General features: G+C 63.6%; 12 protein-coding genes. 3 read left to right on the top strand and 9 right to left on the bottom strand.

Annotation, left to right across the window (positions count from 1 at the left end; all coding sequences use genetic code 11):
- Positions 1-19 precede the first annotated feature (19 nt).
- Positions 20-796: a VOC family protein gene (locus AC0L2D_RS02660; RefSeq protein WP_013530891.1), complete on the top strand. Its 777-nt coding sequence runs from the start codon at positions 20-22 to the stop codon at positions 794-796.
- Between the two features lie 82 nt (positions 797-878).
- On the opposite strand, the gene AC0L2D_RS02665 is transcribed toward AC0L2D_RS02660, so the two are convergent.
- Positions 879-1367 (bottom strand): hypothetical protein, encoded by a 489-nt coding sequence (locus tag AC0L2D_RS02665; protein ID WP_084652544.1) that lies wholly within the window; start codon positions 1365-1367, stop codon positions 879-881.
- Between the two features lie 197 nt (positions 1368-1564).
- Between AC0L2D_RS02665 and AC0L2D_RS02670 the strand changes: the two genes are divergently transcribed.
- Positions 1565-1957, top strand: coding sequence for a DoxX family protein (locus AC0L2D_RS02670; protein ID WP_013530889.1), 393 nt, complete (start codon positions 1565-1567; stop codon positions 1955-1957).
- A gap of 113 nt (positions 1958-2070) precedes the next feature.
- Here AC0L2D_RS02670 and AC0L2D_RS02675 read toward each other — a convergent pair whose 3' ends face one another.
- Positions 2071-4497: a GcvT family protein gene (locus AC0L2D_RS02675; RefSeq protein ID WP_473540297.1), complete on the bottom strand. Its 2427-nt coding sequence runs from the start codon at positions 4495-4497 to the stop codon at positions 2071-2073.
- 58 nt (positions 4498-4555) lie between these two features.
- Entirely contained in the window at positions 4556-6094 is a 1539-nt protein-coding gene (locus AC0L2D_RS02680; RefSeq protein ID WP_473540298.1) for a trimethylamine methyltransferase family protein, read from the bottom strand.
- Between the two features lie 217 nt (positions 6095-6311).
- Here AC0L2D_RS02680 and AC0L2D_RS02685 point away from each other — a divergent pair, with 217 nt between their 5' ends.
- On the top strand, positions 6312-6902 hold the full coding sequence (locus tag AC0L2D_RS02685; RefSeq protein ID WP_024501516.1) for a transglycosylase SLT domain-containing protein: 591 nt from the start codon (positions 6312-6314) through the stop codon (positions 6900-6902).
- 34 nt (positions 6903-6936) lie between these two features.
- Here AC0L2D_RS02685 and AC0L2D_RS02690 read toward each other — a convergent pair whose 3' ends face one another.
- The 6 genes from AC0L2D_RS02690 to AC0L2D_RS02715 form a co-directional block, all read right to left on the bottom strand.
- Positions 6937-9153 (bottom strand): dipeptide ABC transporter ATP-binding protein, encoded by a 2217-nt coding sequence (locus AC0L2D_RS02690; RefSeq protein ID WP_024501517.1) that lies wholly within the window; start codon positions 9151-9153, stop codon positions 6937-6939.
- 67 nt (positions 9154-9220) lie between these two features.
- Positions 9221-10378: an ABC transporter permease gene (locus AC0L2D_RS02695; protein ID WP_013530884.1), complete on the bottom strand. Its 1158-nt coding sequence runs from the start codon at positions 10376-10378 to the stop codon at positions 9221-9223.
- A gap of 12 nt (positions 10379-10390) precedes the next feature.
- Positions 10391-11425 carry an ABC transporter permease gene (locus tag AC0L2D_RS02700; RefSeq protein ID WP_013530883.1) on the bottom strand — a complete coding sequence of 345 codons (1035 nt, stop codon included), beginning with the start codon at positions 11423-11425 and terminating at the stop codon, positions 10391-10393.
- A gap of 230 nt (positions 11426-11655) precedes the next feature.
- The gene (locus tag AC0L2D_RS02705) at positions 11656-13308 is read right to left on the bottom strand and encodes an ABC transporter substrate-binding protein (protein ID WP_013530882.1); all 1653 of its coding nucleotides are present in this window, start codon (positions 13306-13308) and stop codon (positions 11656-11658) included.
- Between the two features lie 266 nt (positions 13309-13574).
- The gene (locus AC0L2D_RS02710; protein WP_473540299.1) at positions 13575-19628 is read right to left on the bottom strand and encodes a translocation/assembly module TamB domain-containing protein; all 6054 of its coding nucleotides are present in this window, start codon (positions 19626-19628) and stop codon (positions 13575-13577) included.
- Positions 19629-19631: 3 nt separating this feature from the next.
- On the bottom strand, positions 19632-21560 hold the full coding sequence (locus AC0L2D_RS02715; RefSeq protein WP_473540300.1) for an autotransporter assembly complex protein TamA: 1929 nt from the start codon (positions 21558-21560) through the stop codon (positions 19632-19634).
- Position 21561: the final 1 nt, after the last annotated feature.

Consider the following 21561-nt stretch of genomic DNA (forward strand, 5'->3'; position numbering starts at 1 on the left):
AAAGGTGAGGAGACCGAAAATGCCAAAAACCCCGATGCCCTTCTTCTGGTACGAATTGATGACATCAGATCTCGACGCCGCCGAGGCGTTCTACACCCAAGTGGTCGGCTGGACGGCGCAGCCCTTCGATAAGGCACCCGGCATGCCGCGCTACATCGTCATGAATGTCGGCGAACGTGGCGTCGGCGGCCTGATGACCTTGCCCGAGGATGCCGCCAAGATGGGCATGCCGCCTGCCTGGCTCGGCTATATCCACACCAGGGATGTCGATGCCGCAACTGCATCGCTGGAGAAAGCCGGCGGCACCGTTCACCGCCAGCCCGACGACATTCCGGGCGTCGGCCGCTTTGCCGTCGTCGCCGATCCGCAAGGCGCGACCTTCATGTTCCTGCAGCCGAACGGTCCCGACCAGCCTGTCGTGCCGGCCAGCACGCCGGGCCACATCGGCTGGCACGAGCTTTACACGTCGGACTGGAAAGCCGCGTTCGATTTCTATTCCGACCAGTTCGGCTGGGTCGACGCCGGCGATTTCGACATGGGCCCGATGGGCACGTACCAGACTTTTACGGCCGGCCCCGAATCCGGCGGCGGCATCATGAACAAGCCCGCGCAGATCCCGGTGCCGGTCTGGCAATTCTACTTCAACGTTGCGGCCATCGACGCGGCGGCCAAACGGGTCACCGACAATGGCGGCAAGATCCTGATGGGGCCGATGGAGGTCCCCGGCGGCAGTTGGATCGTGCAGTGCCAGGACCCGCAAGGCGCACACTTCGCCTTGATGGCGCCAGTCCGCTGACGGCGATCGAACACCGCCGACACAAAGTGCGGGCCTTCATCGGACCACCGATGAAGGCCTCTCCCCCCTGCCTGGCGCCGCCTCATTCCGGCGCCAGCACCGCAACCTTCAACTCAGCTTTTTTCGCGCCGCTGAACTGGACGGTGGCCGGGCCGGGCGCAAGCTTGAAGCGCACGCTCTTGCGGATGCCAGGGCATGTTTTCACGCCACTGTAGCCCGCCGACTTGATGGCCTGGCCATCCTGGATAACATCGATCCAGGCCTCCCCCGAGAGACTTATCTGGATGGCTCCCTCGGACGGCACCTCCACGCTGGCGACGGCCCCGAAACTGTCTGATGCCGGCGCACGTTCGGGCGCTACCGCAAAACCGGCTTTCTCTACCGGCACCAGCGCCAGGTCCGCAGCCGCACCAACCGCCAGTGCCGCTCCGGACGGCGTTGCCGGTGCCGCGGCAAACAGGGTCTGCTCCCGCGTCACGGGCCACTTGAAGGCCTCACAGCCGGCGTCCTCGGCCATGGCAAAGCTGGTGCCTGCAAGAATTGCGAAGAGGCTGATGGCGACTTTTTTCATGGCAAAGGGAACCCACATTTCTAGAGTGGCCGCACTAATACAACCACAACGATAGAAATGCAACCTTTGCGGGAAAAATATGAAGGGTCAAGCTGGGGACATTTTCAATCACCGATTGTTGACGCCAGGCCATGGGAAGTGAATGGTCCATTCCTGGGCGATAATCTATGGCCGGACGGATTGAAAATGGAGTCATTATGAAGCTTTTCGAAAGCCTCTCCAGATACCAGCCGCAGGCGCTCGGCGTGTTGCGCATCATGACCGCGCTGCAGTTCATCGAGCATGGCAGCCAGAAACTGTTCAACTTCCCCGTCAGCGTCGATCCGCACGCCCTTTCCGGGCTGACCACGACTGCCGCCATCCTCGAATTCGCCGGCGGCATCCTGCTCGCGCTGGGCCTGTTCACGCGACCGGTGGCATTCCTTCTGGCCGGCGAAATGGCGATCGCCTATTTCATGGCGCACATGCCGCGCGACTTCTTCCCGGTCAACAATGGCGGCGATTCGGCGATCTCGTTCTGCTTCATCTTCCTCTATCTGGTGTTTGCCGGCGCCGGCGCCTTCGCGCTGGACAGCCGCCGCAGCGCCTGACGCCAGAAAGAGGATGCGGGCCTGGTGCATGTCGCCCAAAAGTGCCCGGCGGTCTTGGGACAACGACATCCACAAAACAGGAATCTGAAGCGCATCGGCGAAGCCGAAGCGCTTCAAGCACGCATCCGTTCGAAATTGGCGTCGAACAGCGGCACCGCCTGAATGCGCGCCGCATGGCGCTTGCCCAGCAGCTCGATCTCGAAGCCGTCGCTCTCATCAGCGATCTCCTTCGGCACATAGCCGACGGCGACGGATTTCTTCGAATGATGCGCATAGCCGCCCGACGTCACCCAGCCGCGCACCGCACCATCGAACCAGATCGGCTCATCGCCAATGACATCGGCATCGTCGGCATCGACGATAAAAGCGCGCAGGCGCAATTTGCCGCCCTGCCTGCGCTCGGCCAGCGCCGCGGCCTTGCCTATGAAATCGGCGTCCTTGCCGTAAGCAACGAAGCGGTCGAGCCCCGCTTCCAGCGGCCCGTAGATCGGCCGGTACTCGCGCCCCCATGAGCCGTAATTCTTGTCCAGCCGCAGCGCATTGAGCGCGCGCGAGCCGAACAGGCCGATGCCGAATTCCCCGCCCGCCGCCATCAGCGCTTGATAGGCGGCGCGCTGGTATTCCGGCGCCACCCAGATCTCGTAGCCGAGATCGCCGGTATAGCTCACACGGCCGACCAGGCACGGCGCCATGCCGATATCCATCCGGCCAATGGCCATGAAGGAAAAGGCCGCGTTGGAGACATCCGAGCGCGTCGCCTTTGCCAGCACATCCCGCGCCTTCGGGCCGGCGATCGACAGACCGGTGAGCTTCGCGCCCAGCGCCTCGATGCGGACCGATCCATCGTCAGGCAGGTGCTTCTCGAACCAGCGCATATGGTATTGCTCGGCGATGCCGGAGCCGGCGAGGAACCAGCCCTCACTTCCGAGATTGGCGAGGGTGAAATCGCCGATCAGTCTGCCGTCTTCCTTCAGCATCGGCGCCAGCGTCATGCGGCCGGGCTTGGGCAGTTTGCAGGCAAGCATCCGGTCGAGCCAGGCGGCCGCTCCCTCACCCGTCACCTTGTATTTGGCGAAGCTCGAAATCTCCGACAGGCCGACACCGTCGCGAACTGTGGCGACCTCCTTGGCGACCTGCGTGAAATCGCTCGAGCGGCGCCAGGAGAATTCGTCCTTGACGCCTTCCGGCGCGTACCACAGCGGCACTTCCAGCCCATAGGCAACGCCCCATTGCGCACCCTTGGCCGACAGCAGGTCGTAGACCGGCGTCGTCTTCAGCGGCCGCCCGGCGGGCAGCTCCTCATTGGGGAAGCGGATCGAAAAGCGCCTGGAATAATTCTCGCGCACCTTGGCGTTGGTATAGGCCATCGTCGCCCAGTCGCCGTAGCGCGCGACATCCATCGCCCAGATGTCGGCGCCGGGATCGCCCTCGATCATCCAGTTCGACAAAGCGAGGCCGACGCCGCCGCCTTGCGAAAACCCCGCCATGACACCGCAGGCGACCCAGAAGCCCGGCAGGCCACGCACCGGCCCGACCAGTGGGTTGCCATCGGGCGCGAAGGTGAAAGGCCCGTTGATGATCTGCTTGATGCCCGTGTTCTGGAAGGCCGGGAAATGGCGGAAGCCGACCTCAAGCGACGGCGCGATGCGGTCGATGTCGGGCGCCAGCAATTCATGGCCGAAATTCCATGGCGTCTGGTATTCGGACCATGGCTTGTTGGCCTTTTCGTAAGTGCCCATCAGCATGCCGCCGCGCTCCTGGCGCAGGTAAAGCTCGCCGTCGAAGTCGACCGCGTGGATGATCTCGGTGCCGGTCTTGGCGTTCCAGGCGGCGACCTCCGGCATGTCCTCGGTGATCAGGTACATGTGCTCCATGGCCAGCACCGGCAGTTCGAGGCCGACCATGCGGCCGACCTCGCGCGCCCACAGGCCGCCGGCGTTGACGACATGCTCGGCCACCACCTCGCCCTTGTTGGTGATGACCCGCCACAGCCCGTCAGGGCGCCGCACGATGTCCTCGACCTTGGTGAAACGTTCCACTTCCGCCCCAAGTTTCCGCGCGGCCTTGGCATAGGCGTGGGTGACGCCGGAGGGATCGAGATGGCCGTCCTCTTTGTTCCTGACCGCGCCGACGAACTGCTTGGGATCGAGCAGCGGCATCAGTTCGGCCGCTTCGTTGGGCGAGATCTCCTCGAGCTCGATGCCGAGATAGCGGCCCTTGGCGACGACGCCGCGCAGCCAGTCGAGCCGCGCCTCGGTCGCTGCCAGAAGCACGCCACCGGTCAGATGCACGCCGGTCGCCTGGCCGGAAAGCTCCTCGATCTCCTTGTAGAGATTGATCGTGTATTTCTGCAGCTTGGCGACGTTGGGGTCGCCATTGATGGTGTGCATGCCCCCGGCCGCGTGCCAGGTCGAGCCTGAGGTCAGCTCGTCGCGCTCGAGCAGGACAACATCGGTCCAGCCGTGGCGGGCGAGATGGAACAACACGGAGCATCCGACGACGCCACCGCCAATGACCACGACCTTTGCATGCGATTTCATGGATTTTTTCTCTGATATCAGTGAGTTGAATGGGTGAATGGACTCAAGCTGGGAACGATCACGGCTCGCCCTGCCCGATCGCTTCCTTGCGCCTGGCCATGTAAGCCTCTAGTGCCTCGCGCACGGCGATATCCATCACCGGCTCGACATAGTCCTCCAGCGCTTTCTTCCACAGCCGCGTTGCGCGTGCCGTGGCGTCGAGGCCGCCGGCTTCCTGCCAGGCTTCGTAATTCTGCCAGTTGGACAGCATCGGCTGGTAGAAGGCAGTGGCGTAGCGCTCCAGCGTGTGCGGCTCGCCGAAGAAATGCCCACCGGTTGGCACCGCACCCAAAGCCTCGACGGCGAGTTCCGCCTCATTGACTTCGATCGGGCGCAAGAACTCCATCATATGCTGGATCATCTCGACATCGATGATGAGTTTTTCGAACGACGCCGTCAGCCCGCCCTCCTGCCAGCCGGCGGCGTGGTAAACGAGATTGCCGTGGCCGAGCACCGCGCCCCACAGTGCCATCAGCGTCTCATAGGCGCCCTGCGCATCGGCGGCGTTGGAGGCCGAGCCCGGCGTCGTGCGGTAGGGCAGCCCGTAGCGCCGCGCCAGTTGCCCTGACGCAATGTTGGCCTTGGTGTTCTCAGGCGTGCCGAAGGCCGGCGCGCCCGACTTCATGTCGACATTTGAGGTGAAGGCGCCATACATGACCGGCGCGCCCGGACGGACAAGCTGCGTCAGCACGACGCCGAACAGCGCCTCGGCATTCTGCTGCGCCAGCGCCCCGGCCAGCGTCACCGGGCTCATCGCCCCCATCAGCATGAACGGCGTCACCGCCACCGACTGGCCGAACTCGGCCATGGTCATCAGGCCTTCGGCCATCATCTCGTCGAAGCGGCGCGGCGAGTTGACCGAGATGATGGTGGTGATGCCGGGATCGTCGCGCATCTGGTCGAGCGTCAGCCCACGCGAAATCGCCATCATCTCGATGCCATCAAGCGCCCTGCCCCGGCCGATCGCCGAGACGTGGAAACTCTTGTCGGTCAGCGTCAGATTGGTGAAATAAGTGTCGAGATGGCGGGAGTTTGCCGGCAGCTCCACCGGCGCGCAGACCTGGTTGCCCAGCATGTGGATACAGTTGAAATGCTGCGCCAGCCGTGTGAGATCCGAATAGTCGCGCAAATTGCCGGCGCGGCGGCCGCGCTCCATGTCATGGACATTGGGCGGCCCGGCAACGAGGGTGAAATTAATGGTGTTGCCGCCCAGATGAACCGCGTTGGCCGGGTTGCGCGGCGTCAACACATAGCTGGGCTGCGTGGTCTTCAGCACGTCTTCGATCAGACCGCGATCGATGCGGACATTCGCTGAGGCATGGTCGACCCTGGCGCCGGCCTTCTCGAACAGCGACAACGCCCGCGGGCTCATCACCTCGATGCCGAAATTCTCCAATATGTGCATCGACGCCTGATGGATCTGCTCGATCTGATCGGGCGACAGCATGGCCATTGGCGGATAGGGATTGGTCACCCGCCTGAGCGGCAGTTGCGGAATGGCCGATGGCCCCCGATTGCTGGTGCGCTCGGCGCCGCGTTTGCGTCTTGGTTCGTTCATGCCTGGCATCAAAGCCCCGGCAAACCAGGCAAGCTGTCATAAATACGCCGTTTGCGGGCGTGATTTTAGCCACGGCGGCATTTCCGCAGTATCCATTTATAGAATACGACGAAATATGTCGGATTGTTGATATGGGATTTCCTCGAGCGACCGCTCGGGCGAAGCGTTAATGGACGCTGCAAGATTCCCTTTATGATTTCGGCCTATTGCTCTGCCGATGCGTAGTTCGAGTTTTAGTAAAATTGGTGCGGTTTGCGTGTTGCTGGCGCTTTCGGCCTGCGCCACGCCGCCCAGCCACATCAACAATGTCTGCGCCGTCTTCGACCAGAATGACGGCTGGTTCGACAACTGGCAGTCTGCCGCCGAGCGCACCCAACAGAAATATGGCATTCCCGTTCCCGTACTGATGGCGACGGTGCGCAAGGAATCGGGCTTCAAGAGCAATGCAAGGCCGCCGCGTACCAAGCTGCTCGGCTTCATTCCGTGGAAGCACGTCTCCACGGCCACCGGCTTCTCGCAGGCGCTGGACGGCACCTGGTCGCAATATCAGCGCGAGACCGGCAACTGGGCGGCGCGGCGGACGAAATTCGCCGATGCGGTCGATTTCGTCGGCTGGTATCATTCCAAGACATCTGACACCTACGGCGTCGCCCGCAACGACACCTACAATCTCTACCTTGCCTACTATCTCGGCTGGACCGCCTATGGCCGCGGCAACAGGGGCGATGCCGGTGTGCAGGGCTATGCCCGGGCCACCGACAAGATGGCGCGGGACTATGCCCAGCAGTTGAGCGAGTGCGGGAACTGAGCTTGCCGCATCGTTAATCTCGATCTTCGGACGGTCAGCTCGGCCTTTTGCCGCGCGGACGCTTTGGTGGCGTGCCAGCAAAACCGGGGCCATCGCCATGCGGCGCGTCGTCCGGCATACCTTCGTGCGCGGCGTGTTCCTTGTCGAACTTGATCACGGGCTCCATCTTGGCCAGCACGTCGTCGGAGAGCCAGCACAGGCTCATATGACCGTCGCCGAGATGCTTGACCGGCGGCACCTTGGTCTCGCAGAGATTGTCCGGCACCAGCTTCTTGTAGCCGCAACGGGTCTGGAACGGACAGCCGGATGGCGGGTTCATCGCCGACGGGATGTCGCCTTCCAGCACGATGTGCTTCTTCACGACACTCGTGTCGGCGATCGGGATCGCCGACAGCAGCGCCTCGGTGTAGGGATGATAGGGCGGTGCGAAGATCTGGTCGGTGGTGCCTTGCTCGACGATGTAGCCGAGATACATGACGACGACGCGGTCGGCGATGTAGCGAACGACGGACAGATCGTGGCTGATAAACAGCATCGTCGTCTTGTTCTTGCGCTGGATGTCCATCAGCAGTTCGGTCACCGCCGCCTGCACCGACACGTCCAATGCCGAGACCGGCTCGTCGGCCACCACCACCTTGGCGTCACCGGCAAAGGCTCGCGCCACACCGATGCGCTGCTTCTGGCCGCCCGAAAGCTGACGCGGCTTGCGGGTTTCGAATGCCCGCGGCAGCTTCACTAGGTCGAGCAGCTCCAGCATGCGCTTGCGGCGATCGGCAACCGTCTTGCCGACATTGAACTTCTCCAGCGTGCGGATGATCTGCGAACCGACCGAATGGCTGGGATTGAGCGTGTCGAACGGATTCTGGAACACCATCTGGATCGACGACACCGTGTCGACGCTCCGTTTGTCGATGCCCGTCGACTGGATTTCCGTGTTGCCCAGCGTCACCGTGCCGGCACTTGCCGTCTCCAGCCCGAGCAGCACCTTGGCCAGCGTCGACTTTCCGCAGCCGGATTCGCCGACGATGGCGACCGTCTCGGATTCGCGCGCCATGAACGAGATCGTCTCGTTGGCCTTGACGACGCGGCCCTCGCTCGAGCCGAACACCTCGCTGCCGCCGACCCTGTAATATTTTCTGAGGTCCTCGATCTTGAGCACCGGCGCGCCGGGCACGACGCGCTCATTGACCTTCTTGGCACCGGGTGGCAGCGCCTCCCAGTCGATCTCGTTGAAGCGCACGCAGCGCGAGAAATGGCCTTCGTGACCAGCGACCTCGATCATCGGGATTTCGGCGGCGTTGCAGACACCCTCGACGAAATGGTGGCAGCGCGGGCCGAAATTGCAGCCCTTGGGCCGCTCGTGCGGCAGCGGCAGCTGTCCGGGGATGGAGATCAGCGGCCGTGAGTTCTTGTCGGCGCCCGGCAGCGGGATCGAGCGGAACAGCCCTTGCGTATAGGGGTGGCGCATCCGGTCGAACACGTCCTTGATCTTGCCGGTCTCCACCGCTTCGCCCGAATACATCACCGTGATGCGATCGCAGGTTTCCAGGATCAGGCCGAGATTGTGCGACACGAAGATCATCGACGTGCCGAACTTCTCGCCCAGCCCCTTGACCAGATCGACGATGCCCGCCTCCACCGTCACGTCGAGCGCCGTCGTCGGCTCGTCGAGCAAAAGCAGCGCCGGCTTCGACAGCAGCGCCATGGCAATGACGATGCGCTGCTGCTGGCCGCCGGAGAGCTGGTGCGGATAGGAGCGCATCATACGCTCGGGATCGGGCAATTTGACCGAGCGCACCATATCGAGGGCGCGTTTATAGGCCTCTTCCTTCGACACCTTGTCGTGGATCAGCGGCACTTCCATCAGCTGCTGGCCGACCTTCATCGCCGGGTTCAGGCTCGCCATCGGCTCCTGGTAGATCATGGCGATCTTGTTGCCGCGGATGGAACGCAACTCCTCGTCGGAGAGTTCGCCCATGTCCTTGCCCTGGAACTTGATCTTGCCGCCGACGATCTTCCCGATGTTGGAGAGGTCGCGCATGATGCCGAGCGACACGGTCGACTTGCCGCAGCCGGATTCGCCGACGATGCCCATCGCCTCGCCCGGCATGACGGTGCAGGAAAAATCCATGACCGCCGGTATCTCGCCCTTGCGGGTGAAGAAGGAGATCGAAAGGTTCTCGATCTCGATGATCGGCCCTTTGGTTGGCCCGGGGGTCGGCTTGGCGGGATTTCGAACTGCCTCGTTCATGGGTCGCTCCAATCCTGGTTCTTCCAGGCCTGTTTCTCTCAGGCCCATCGGGTCGAAACCCGCGACATCAGTCTTTCATCGATTGTTCGCGCAGCGAGTCGGCGAGCAGGTTCAAGCCCAGCACGAACGACATCAGTGCGATGGTCGGCGGCAGCGCCGGATGGATGAAGGAGCGCAGCAGGCGGCTGGCGTCCTTGATCGCGGTGCCCCAGTCCGGGCTTTCCGGCGCCAGGCCAAGGCCGAAATAACCGAGCGTGCCGAGCAGGATCGTGGTGTAGCCGATGCGCAGGCAGGCATCGACGATCAGTGGCCCGCGCGCATTGGGCAGGATCTCCCACAGCATGATGTACCAGGGCGATTCACCGCGCGTCTGCGCCGCCGCCACATAGTCGCGCGTCTTGATGTCCATCACCAGGCCACGCACGATGCGGAACACGCCGGGGCTGGAGGCGAACACCACCGCCACGAAGATGTTGAGCTGGTTTGGATCGATATGGACGATGTGCAGCGGGTCCTTATCGAACACAAGGCCGAGATAGATCCAGCCACCGAGGATCAGGGTGATGCCGAGCAGGATGTAAAGCCGGTCGGGCCGGTTCTTGTAGCGGGTCCAGAACAGCACGCTGAAGAAGATGATCGGGAACAGGAAGAACACGCCGGCCATGCCGTACGGGATCGGCGTGTCCATGATACCCGGCGTCACCAAGAGGTAGAACAGCAGGATCACCGGGAAGGCGAGCACAAGGTTGGCCAGGAACGACAGCACGGTGTCGATCTTGCCGCCGTAATAGCCGGCGGGCAGGCCGAGCGTGATGCCGACCATCAGCGCGAAGCCGGTCGCGGCAGGCGCGATGATCAGCACGATCTGGCTGCCATAGACCATGCGCGAAAACACGTCGCGCGCCAGCTTGTCGCCGCCGAACAGATAGGTCAGTCCCGACTGCGGTTCGACGGCGCCCGGCAGCACGTCCTTCATGATCGGAATCTGGGCCAGCGGATCGAAGGGCGATATGGTCGCGGCGAAGATCGCCGTGAACAGCCAGAACAGGCAGATGCCGACGCCGACGATGCCGACACCGCTGTCGAACAGCTGGCCGTAGAGCGCCAGCTTCTTCTTGTAGGCGAAGCTCGCGCCCATGACGATGACGAGCGCGATCCAGACCGGCCAGAAGCGCGACAGCACTTCGAAAACGACGGTGAAGCCACTGATGTATTGAACCGGCATCGGCTTCGCTCCCTACTGAACTCTGATACGCGGATTGAGAAATGCGTAGCCGACATCGGAAATGAGCTGCGTGATCAAGACGATGAACACCGAGACCAGCGAGCAGCCGAGCAAAAGGTCGATATCGTTGTTGCCGGCCGCCTCGACCAGCGTGTAGCCGAAGCCCTGGTAGCGGAACATCACCTCGACGATGACGACGCCGGTGAGCAGCCAAGGGAACTGCAGCATGATGACGGTGAACGGTGCGATCAGCGCGTTGCGCAAGGCATGTTTGACCACCACGCTGCCGAAGGAGAGACCCTTCAACCGCGCGGTACGGATATATTGCTGCGTCATCACTTCGACCATCGAAGCTCGCGTCATGCGGGCGATATAGCCGATGCCGTAGATCGCCAGCGTCATCACCGGCAGTGTGAAATTGTAGAAGGTGATGCCCTGGCTGGCCGAAGCCGCCGAGCCGTTCAGCCAGCCTAACCATGAGGCGAAGATGACGGTGAAGATGACGCCCGACACATATTCAGGCGTCGCCGTCGAGGCGATCGACGCCACGGACAGCACCCGGTCGGTTCGCGACCCCTCACGCATGCCGGCCAGAATGCCGATCAGCAGCGAGATCGGCACCATCACCGCCAGCACCCAGAACATCAGGATGCCGGTAGCGCCGAGTGCCGGAAACAGTTTTGAGGCGACGGTCGCCTTGAACTTGGTCGAGCAGCCGAAATCGCCCTGGAAAACGCCGGCAAAGGTCGGCACGAGCGGATCGTTGCAGAAGGAGAAACGCTGCGCCGGCTTACCGGTCGCCGGGTCGGTTACCGGCTGCTTGGGCAAGACGCCAAGCCACTGGCCGTAGCGGACGAAGAAGTTCTGCCGGTAGCCATGGTTGACCAGCCAGCTCTCGAGCTGCTCGGCCGACGTATGCATTTCGGTCTGGCTGATCGCCAGCTTCTTCAGATTGGGTTCGAGGTTGATCAGGAAGAAGACGACCATGGTCAGGCACAGCATCGTCAATGCCATGGTGCCTAGACGCCTGATAACGAAGGAAAGCATGGCGGCCCCCTGCCGATGGGTTGGGGTTTGAGCCGGCTATGAAAGCCAACCCTGCCGTGACCGGCGGGGCTGGCTGTCAAACAGGCCTTCGGATGCGATCAACCCTGTTTTTGTTGCATGGCCTTGCCCGCGAGTCCGCAACTTTTTTGAGAATGTGCGGACCAGCAGGGACGGACAATGCAAAGAGCGAGGGAAGGGAGCGAGCCCCTTCCCTCCATGTCGATGCGATATCAAGCCTGGTCGAGCCAGACCTTGCCGTAGTCGCGCTCGAAGGTCGGGTGCATCTTGTAGTTCTGCACCGCCTTCACCGAGTGGCTGTAGAGCTTGCGCCAGTACGGCTGGATCATGATGCCGGAATCCTGCAGTATCTGCTCGATGTCCTTCATCATGTCCTTGCGCTTGGCGGCGTCGGCAACGGCGAGCGCCGCATTGAGCTTGGCATCCCAGTCCGGATTCGACCAGCCGGCCTCGTTCCAGGCCTCGCCGGTGCGATAGGCGATGGCCAGAACCTGGACGCCGAGCGGACGCATGTTCCAGTTGGTCATCGACAGCGGATACTTCGTCCAGTCGTTCCAGAACGTCGAACCAGGCAGAACGGTGCGCTTCACCTTGATGCCGGCGTCGCGCAGCTGGGCGGCGATCGCATCGCCGGTGTTCTTGTGCCAGTCTTCGTCGACGGTGATCAGCTCGTGTTCGAAGTCGGCTTGGCCGGCTTCCGCCATCAGCGCCTTCGCCTTGGCCGGATCACGGGCAACCTTGGGCAGCTCGTAATATTCCGGATGGATCGAGCAGACATGGTGGTTTTCGGCGACCGAGCCGGCATTGCCGTAGCCGAGCTGCAAGACGACATTGTTGTCGACCGCAAGCTGCAGCGCGTTGCGCACCTTCTGGTCGCCATAGGGCTTGTTGTTGACGTTGGTGCGGCAGACGATGGTCGACGCGGTGACGATTTCCGACTTCACCAGGTCCATGCCGTCGAGGATCGACACATAGTCGGCCGAAGTCTCGAAATTGGTGTGCACTTCGCCGGCCTCGAAAGCGCTGACCATGGCTGCCGGATCGGTGCCGTAGTCGATGAATTCCAGGCCATCGAGGAACACTTCGCCGTCCCACCACTTGTCATCGGTGCGGCGCTTGTAGACCACCTTCTGACCGACATCGTAGGAGACGAGTTCGAACGGACCGGTGCCGATCGGGCAGGCCTTGAAGTCGCCGCCCTTCTCATCGAAGGTCTTGTGGACGATCAGCCCGGGATAGTCGCACATGTTCGGAATCAGCGCGATGTCCGGCTTGCTGAGCTTAAGCACGACCGTGTGGTCGTCCGGCTTGGTCACGGCGCTTTCGTCGAGCTTGTCGTCCTTGACCAGCGAGCCGAGACGGCCGGGCATGGAATTGCCTTCGGCTTTCTTGTCAGCCCAGCGCTTCAGGTTGAAGATGACGTCATCGGCGGTGAAGGCATCGCCATTCGACCAGGTGACGCCCTTGCGCACATGCAGCGTATACTGCGTGGCGTCGTCGTTGACGTCCCAGCTTTCCAGCAGATAGGGGCGAAACGTGTATTCGGAGGTGTACTTGACCAGCGGCTCCAGCGCCTGGCGCTCGGCATTGGCGATTTCCGACCAGTCGGCTTTGCGCGGGTCCTTGGGATCTTTGATCCACTGGGCGATCTTCAGCGTGCCGCCCTTCTTGCCCTTTACCTCTTCGGCCTTCGCCGGCGTCGGATCGGCGAGGCCGAGCAAGCCGTAAGCCATTGCCGTCGATGCGCCGAAGACGCTGGCCATGGCCAGGAATTCGCGGCGGTCCACCTTGCCTGCCTTGGCTTCTTCGGCCATGGCCAGGATGTGATCCGGAACGCGATCGCCATTACTCTTATAAATTGTCATGACTTAACTCCCATTGTTGGCTTTCCGCCTTTTAACATTCCGCATCCAGGCCATGATGTCAAAGACGGCGTGGATTGAGAACATGTTAGGGAATGTGCAACTTTGAAAGGGGAGCGGTTCGCGTGATAACGACAGTCTTGGCGCAAATTTGCTACTGTCCGACGGATTCTTCTGGAATCGCGATAGTCGATTAAACTGAGACATTTACTCTGGCCCGCACAGCACCAGAATCGATCCACCATGAGGCCAAAAGCCCCGCCGGACTGTCAGTATTCCTTCTCGTAGAAGATGCCGCCCTTGGCTTCGCCGGCATCGTTGGCCTCGCCGCGCAGCTTGACGCCGCGCCCGACATTGAGGTCGATCGTCGCCTTGCCCGAGCCCGGCTTGTCGCCCTTCTGGATGGTGACATAGGTGCGGTCGTTGAGGTATTTTCCGGCCGAAACCGCCGTGCCGCCCTGATCGTCGGTGGTGACGTCGAGATCGTCGACGCCAATGGCGCTGCGCAGGTTTTCCAGCAGCGACGTCGAGCCGCCGACGCCGGCCAGCTGCCCCGCCGCTTCGGCGAGCTGGGCGATCTGCAGCGGCGACAGGTTCGACATCGAGCGGCCGAAGATCAATTGCGCCAGCACCTCATCCTCGGGCAGCGCCGGCACCGAGGAGAAGGTGAACTTCGGATTGGTCGCTTCGCCCGACACCACGATGGTGACGGTGGCGCTGGTCGTCGTCGTGGTCGCCGTCAAATTGAGATAGGGCACCAGCGAGCCGGAAAACCCGACCGTGCCTTCGGTGAAGGTCAGCCGCTTGCCGAGGATCGACAGTCGTCCGCGCTGCAAGGTGAAGGTGCCGACCGCTTGCGGCGACGAGGCCGGGCCGGTCAGCTTCAGCGAGCCGCCAAGTTCGGCATCAACGCCCCTGCCCTGGATGAATATCTGATTCGGCGCGTTGACCGTGACATCGAGCGCAAGGCCGCTACCGCCGCCCTTGCCGCTGGTCGTCGGCGGCCGCAGCGCCTTGTCCTGCGCCTTGACCGCGCCCGGCGCGTTCTTGTGCTTGACGTCGAGCGCCGCCAGCGAGCCCGGCAATTTGTCGGGAACGGTGATCACCGTCTTGGCGAGATTGACGGTGCCGGCGATGACCGGTGCGGAGGTCAGCGGTCCCTTGATCGTCAGGTCGCCGCCGAGATTGGCGGTCACCACCCTGCCGTCCGTATAGCGGCCGTCGACCAGCTTGATCGACAGGTCGGCCGGGAAACCCTGCGCCGGGTTGATGCCGACCGTGCCGCTGGCCGACAGGCTGCCGCGCGTCGACAGCGTTCCGGTCAGCCGGTTGATCCTGGCGACGCCGCCGGCAATCGAGACATCGGCGGCGAGATCGTTGACGGCGAGGCCGGAGCGCGCATCGACAAGGCGCGCACCCGAGGTGCTGATGCTGCCGCCGATGACGGGCGATGTCGCGGGACCGCGCACCTGCACGTTGACATTGGCGGTTCCAGACAGTGACAGGCCCTGCGCGGCAAGCTTCTGGCTGAGCAGGCCGAACGGCACGACGCCATTGAAGTCGAGCACCAGTGACGGCGTGCCGGCCGTCGTCACGGTGCCGCCGCCCTTGAGGCCAAGGCCGGCGCCATCGCCGACATTGGCATTGAAGGTCAGCTTGTTGCCGCCGAAGGTGCCCGACGAGGAGACACTCACCGCACCGACACCGGCACCGCGCGTCTGCGAGGTCTGCACGCCGGCCGCGTCGAGGTTGAAGGCAATGGCGGGGTTCGCCGGCGCACCCGTCACCTTGACCGTGCCTGAGATCGAACCGGCGGCGTCGAGCCCCGGCGAGAAACTGTTGGCGAGCGACATCGGCACGCGCGCCAGCGTCGCATTGATGTCGAGCGCCGTGCCGACCTTGCCGGTCACCGTCGCCGTGCCGCCGCCCAGGTTGAGCACCAGCCGGTCCAGCGTCGTTGTGCCGTTGGCAATGCTGACGGTCGAGGCCTGGGCGATGGCCGTCTTGATGCCCTGGACAGTCGCCTGGCCGGAGGCAAGCTCGATGGTCGTCGTGCCGTTGGCCACTTTCACCCGGCCGGCGGCCTGTGCCGGAATGCCCTTGACGGTTGCGCCGCCGGAGAAGCCCGTCCAGTCGCCGTCGCGCTTCAAGTCGACATCGATGCCGCTGATCACGGTGCCGCCCGACGTGACGGTGTCGGCGCGAATCTTTCCGGAGATCACGGGCGCCGCCAGATAGTTGGCGACCAGCGCATCGATCGAGACGGCTTTCGCCTGCAGGTCGCCGCGCGTAATCGATGCTGTCGCCGCCTTGATTGCGACCTGTGGCGCATTGCCGTTCTTCGAAAAGGCGATCGTGCCGCGCACATCGCCTTCGGCCTTCTCCAGGGCAAGTGCTGCCAGCGGGCCGATATCGGGCAGGTCGAGCGCGATGGTGCCGACCGGCACGAACTTTTCATCCAGCGCCAGATCGCCGGAAATCCTGTTCTTGCCGAGCGACAGCAGCAGGCCATTGATGGCGCTCTTGCCGTCCGCCGTCGCCAGCACCGCACTGCCTTGCAGCGCCTGGCCGGCGACATTGCCGGTCAGCTGCACATTCGCCGCCGGATTGGCAGCATCGGCCTTGCCGGTGGCGGTCAGCTTCAGCCCGGTGATCTCGCGCGATGCCACCAGGAGCCTGTCGCTATCGACCGTCAACGACAGGTCCGGCGCCGCGGCCGGGCCCTGCGCGTTCAACGCAAAAGCGATGGCGCCCTTGGCGTCTTTCGACAGCAGCGAGATGTCGCTCAGCGCACCCTTGATGTCGGCGGCCACCTTGTTGTCGGCAAGGCTGGCTTGCCCGTCTGCGGTCAGCGCGCCCGAGGTCAGCTTCAATCCGCCTATAGCGATACTGCCGTTGGGGTCGCGCTTCAGCGTGGCGCTGATCTCAGCGCGTTCGCCAAGCATGCCGCGTGCCGCCGCCGGCAAGGCCGACGATGGGGCATCCGCCTTCAGGTTGAGGTCTATGGCACCGTCACGCAGCGATACCTGGCCGGCAACCTGGCTGTTCAGCGCATCGCTCTTGAGCGAGCCGCTGTCTATGGCAACCGCATCGGCTGTCAGGCGACCGCTGAGCGCCGCCGTGACCTTGCCGGCGATCAGCGGCGCAATCACCGGATTGTCGAGACCGACCTTGTCCACCGACACTGTGCCGGAAACCGACCCTGCACGGTTCTTCAGATCGAACGCATCCGAGTGCAACGCCAGGGCAAGCCCGTCCACCCTCGCCGGACTGGTGACGATCGAGGGCAGGATCGCGGAGACATCCAGGCGGGCCCGCGTGCTCTCGCCCGCCACCTTTGCCGACAAGGACCGGATCTCGATCTTGACCGGGCTCTCGGCGCTGCCGACAGTCAGGGGCAGGCTGGGGCCGGATGAGATGAGATCGAGCGCAAAATCGCTGGCGCCGTTCGGATTGAGGGTGCCGGTCGCCTTGCCGGAAATCTTGTCGCCGGTCAGCGTCGCCTGATCGAGCATCACGCCGCCGGCCAAGGTGTAGCTGCCGGCCGCATCGACGGCGAGCGGCCCGAGCCCGGCCTGCCGGGTCTGGCTGGTTTCGACACCGGCCAGTTGCGCATTGAAGCGGACATCGGGAGCGGCCGGCGGTCCGGTCACTCCAACCGTGCCGCTGAGCGTGCCGACAGCGTCGAGGCCGGGCGAAAATTCATTGGCGAGCGCCGCGGGCAGTGCCGAAAATTGCGCCGCGAGGTCGAGCGTCTGACCGGCAGTGCCCGACAGCGTCACCGAACCGCCGCCGACATCGAGCGCCAGTTTCTCGATGCTGGCCGTGCCGTTGGCGATGCTCAGTGTCGACGCCTGAGCGATTGCGGCCTTGATGCCGCGAACCGTCGCCTCGCCCGAGGTAATCTCGACGCTCGTCTTGCCGTCGGCGATCTTCACCCGGCCGGCAGCGGTCGCCGGAATGCCCGCTATGGTGGCGCCGCCGGTGAAATTGGTCCAATCGCCGTGGCGCTTCAGGTCGACGCCGATGCCGCTGATTTCGGTGGTTCCGGAAGTGACGCTGTCAGCCTTTATCGAACCGGCGATCGCCGGCGCCTTGAGATAATTGGCGATCAGCGCATTGACGGTGATGGCCTTGGCCGTCACGTCGCCACGCGCGATCGAAGTGCTCTTCGCATCGATCGTGACGGAGGGCGCGTCGCCCTCCTTGGCAAAGCCGATGGTGCCGTCGATGTCGCCCGTCACCGCCTGGCCGGCCAGTGCGGCCAACTGGTCGATAGCGGGCGCGTCGAGCGTCAGCGTACCGAGCGGCATGTACTTGTCGTCCAGCGCGAGATCGCCCGAGACCTTGTTGTCGCCCAGCGAGACCAGGAATCCGTTGATCGAACGCTTGCCCTCGCTTGTCACCAGTGCTGCCTTGATATCGAGCGGCTGGTCGTTGACGGAGCCGGTCAGCGATACGTTGGCGGCGGGACTGGTGATATCGGCCTTGCCGCTCGCCGTCAGCTTGATGCTCTTCACCGTGCGGCCCGATGCCGTCAGGCTGTCGCTATCGGCGGTAACGGTGAAATCCGGCGCCGTCATCGCGCCGCTTGCCGACAGCGCGAAATCGACGCCACCGGCAACCGGCACGCCGACTGTCGGCGACAGCACGGAAACGTCGCCCAATTTGCCCTTGATGTCGGCCTGGATGTCGGTGCCCTGCATGCTGGCCGTGCCGGCGGCGCTGAGCGTGCCGGACGTGAATTCGATCGAGTTGGCGGCGAAGGATCCCTGCGGATCGCGGGCCGCGGTGGCCGAGAATTTCACCCGGGCGCCGAGCACCGAGGCGATCTGCGGCGGAAAGGCCGTCGCCACGGCATCCGCGTTCATCTTCAGCTGCATCGACAGGTCGGCAAGCGCCACCGTCGCCGTCAGAGAGGCGTTGAGCGCATCGGAGCGCAGCGTGCCCTGGTCGATGGCAATGGCATCCTTGCTGACCGACCCGGCCAGATCGACATCGATCTTGCCGGTGATCAGCGGCGCCAGCGTCGCCACGTCGGTGTTGAGACCACCCGCCTGCAGCTTGACGGTGACCGGCCCGGCGCGGTTCTGGATGTCAAAGCCGTCGGAATGGATCTGCGCCGCCAGATCATCCAGCCGCGTGCCGCCAGCAACGATGGAGACGAAGGAGGCGCCGATGTCGATGATCGGTGCCTTGCCGTCGCCGAAGGCGCGGGCGGTGGCATTGCTGATCGCCAGCGTGATCGGTTGCGCCTTGCTGCCGACGCTGATCACAACGGGCGGACCCTTGGCGGCGAGTTCGATCGAGAGGTCGCTGGCGCCGGCAGGATCGACAATGCCGGTCGCGGTGCCGTGCACCGCATCGCTGTCGATGTTGGCGCGGTCGACACTGACGCCACCGGCCGATGTGGCGGTGCCGGCGACATCGAAGCTGGTCTTGCCGGCAAACAGCGGCTTGAGATTCTCAGGCAGGAAGCGAGCGAAATCGCCGTCGCCCTTGGCCTCAACATGATTACCCTTGTCGGTCAGTTGGTGCCGGCCTGTCAGCTGGGTGACGATCTTGCCGTCGACCGAGAACGTGCCGATGCCGTTCCAATTGGCGAGCGGCCCGGTGCCCGAGACAATTATGTCGACCGGCGGCGTATCGGGAAGCTTGAGCAGATTGGCAATGATGCCGCCTGCCGGCTCCGAGGCCTTGAGGTCAAGATCGAGCCTGTTGTCCGCCGGCGCAAAGTGGATCTTGGCGTCGACATTGCCTTGCTTGCCGTCATGGCGGGTGACGTTGAGCACCGTCTCGACCGCCAGCGGCGCGGCATCGGCCTTGAGCATGCCCCTGGCGGCAAGTTCGGCGATGCCGCTGCCGGCCAGTTGCTGGCCAAGCGCGATCTCGGGCAGGTCGATCTGCTTGATGTCGATGGAAACCGGCAGCGTCGTCGTGCCGCCGCTCGGCGCCGGCTGCGTGCTGGCCACCGGCAACCGGGCGAGTTCTATGCGCTCGGCAGCGATGCGGTCGGCGCTGAAGTTTTTCGACAGCAGCGCCAGCGGCGACCAGTCGACGGCCACCTTGCGCGCCACCAGCCAGGCACCCTCGCGATCCTCCAGCACGACATGGTCGACGCTGAGGGCTCCCGACCAGATGCCGTCTATGCCGCTGACCGTGATCTTGCGGTCGTCGGTCGATGCCAGCCGCGAAATGATGCCGGCGAGATTGTCGCGGCCGCGCTCGGTCTTGGTTAGCACCACCAGCGCGCCGATCGCTCCCGCAATCACGATCAGCAGGGTGTAGAGAACAATGCGGAGGATGCGCCAGACTGTTTTCATCGCTCAGAATGCCTGTCCGATGCCGGCATAGATGCCGAAATGCGGATCGCCCGGATCGCGGTTGAGCGGCACGGCCGCGTCGATGCGCAGCGGCCCGAACGGCGTGACATAGCGCAGGCCGACGCCGGCGCCGACCTTGACATCGGAGAAATCGGGAACCGATTTGGTCGACACGGTGCCGGCATCGACGAACGGCACGATGCCGATCGTGTCGGTGATGGCGATGCGCATCTCGACCGAGGTTTCGAAGAAGGACAGGCCGCCGATCGGCTGGCCGGTGAAATCCTTCGGACCGATGCCCTGATAGGCGTAGCCGCGCACCGAACCGCCGCCGCCGGAATAGAAGCGCCGGTCGGCCGGCACATTCTGAAGCCCGGTGCCGACGATCGACCCGATGGCGACACGTTCGGCCAGCACGAACTTGGAAGCCGAATCCAGCGACTGATAGGCCGATCCCTCGCCCTTGAGCTTCAGGAAGGCCGCACCATTCAAAATGTCGTAGCTCGGCTCGGCATAGGCCAGCACCCGGAAGCCGCTGGTCGGGTTCAGGCGGTTGTCCCTGTTGTCGTAGACATATTGCAGCGGAATGCTGGCGATCAGGTATTTGTGCTTGCCGAAAGCGTCGTGGATGCGGGAATAGTCGAGCGCCACCTCGGCGGAAACCGTCTGCTTCTTGGTCAGTTCGTAGGACAGGCCGGCGCTGCCCTTGACCGAGAAATGGTCATAGGCATCAGGATGTTCGAGCACCGTCTTGACGCCGGCGAAGAACTTCGATGCCGGTCCGATCACACCGGGTTTCTCGAACATGATGCCGGCATTGTAGTTGAGTTCGCCGAGATCGTTGCTGCCGATGCCGCTGATCTTGCCATCGATGCGCAGCTTCTCGGCCCGGCCGAACAAATTGCGGTGGCCCCAATAGCCCTCGAGGCCCAGCCCCTCGGTGTTGGAAAAAGTGCCGCCGACGCCGAAATAGCGTGGCTTGCGCTCGCTGACCTGGACGCCGATCGGAATGTTGCCGTCGGCATCGAGCTTGTCGGCTTCCTTGAACGTCACGCTGTTGAAGACCTCGAGCGCCAGCAACCGGTCGCGCGCATCGTCGATCTCTTGCGGCGAGTATTGCCGGCCGCGCTTGAGGCCGGTCATGTATTCGGTGAAGTCGCGGTCGACCTTCTCGGTGCCTTCCACGGTGGTCGGGCCATAGCCGGCGACCGGTCCGGCGGCGACCGTCAGCGTCACGTCGAGCGTCGAGGTGGCATGGTCGGCGACGATCTGGCGGTCCGTCACCTCTGCCAGCGGCCTGCCTTGCTCCTTCAGCGTCCGCACGATCAGCGCCTCGGCCTTGAGCACTGCGCCGGATCCGGCGTCGCCGCCTGATATCAGGCCATAATCGGCGCTCATCAGTCCTGCCGCGTCGCCTTGCAGCCTGATATTGCCCAAGGTGAATTTCGGCCCGGTTGCAATGTCGATCGCCACGGGAACCGGCTGCGGACCCTTGAATTCGGCATCCGGCGGCAAATCGTCGAGCGGCTTGCCGTCGATGGTGACGGTGACGACGCCTTCGTAGCGGGCATCGGCATAAAGCGCGGCGACAAGCTGTTCTCGGTCGCTGCGCGCCTTGGCCATCAGCCCGAGCGAGCCTGAAACCGGACGCTCCTCGTCGCTCTTCAGCGCCGAGGCATTTTCGAGCTTCTTGACCAGGTCCTTGTCCGCGTCGGGGGCATTGATGGTCACGGCGTAGCGCAGAGGATCGACGATGTCGGCATCCTCGTCGCTGGACGATCCCCACAGCTTGATGCCGAAAAGCTCGAAAGCGGCCGCCGGGGGCGATTCGGCGACGAGCACGGTCGAGCACATCATGGCCAGCAGCAGGGCGCGCGGAAGCGCACGCCCTGGCGCGCGACCTCCTGACATCTGCTCTTCATGCGCCGGCATT

Source organism: Mesorhizobium sp. WSM4833 (assembly GCF_055811095.1).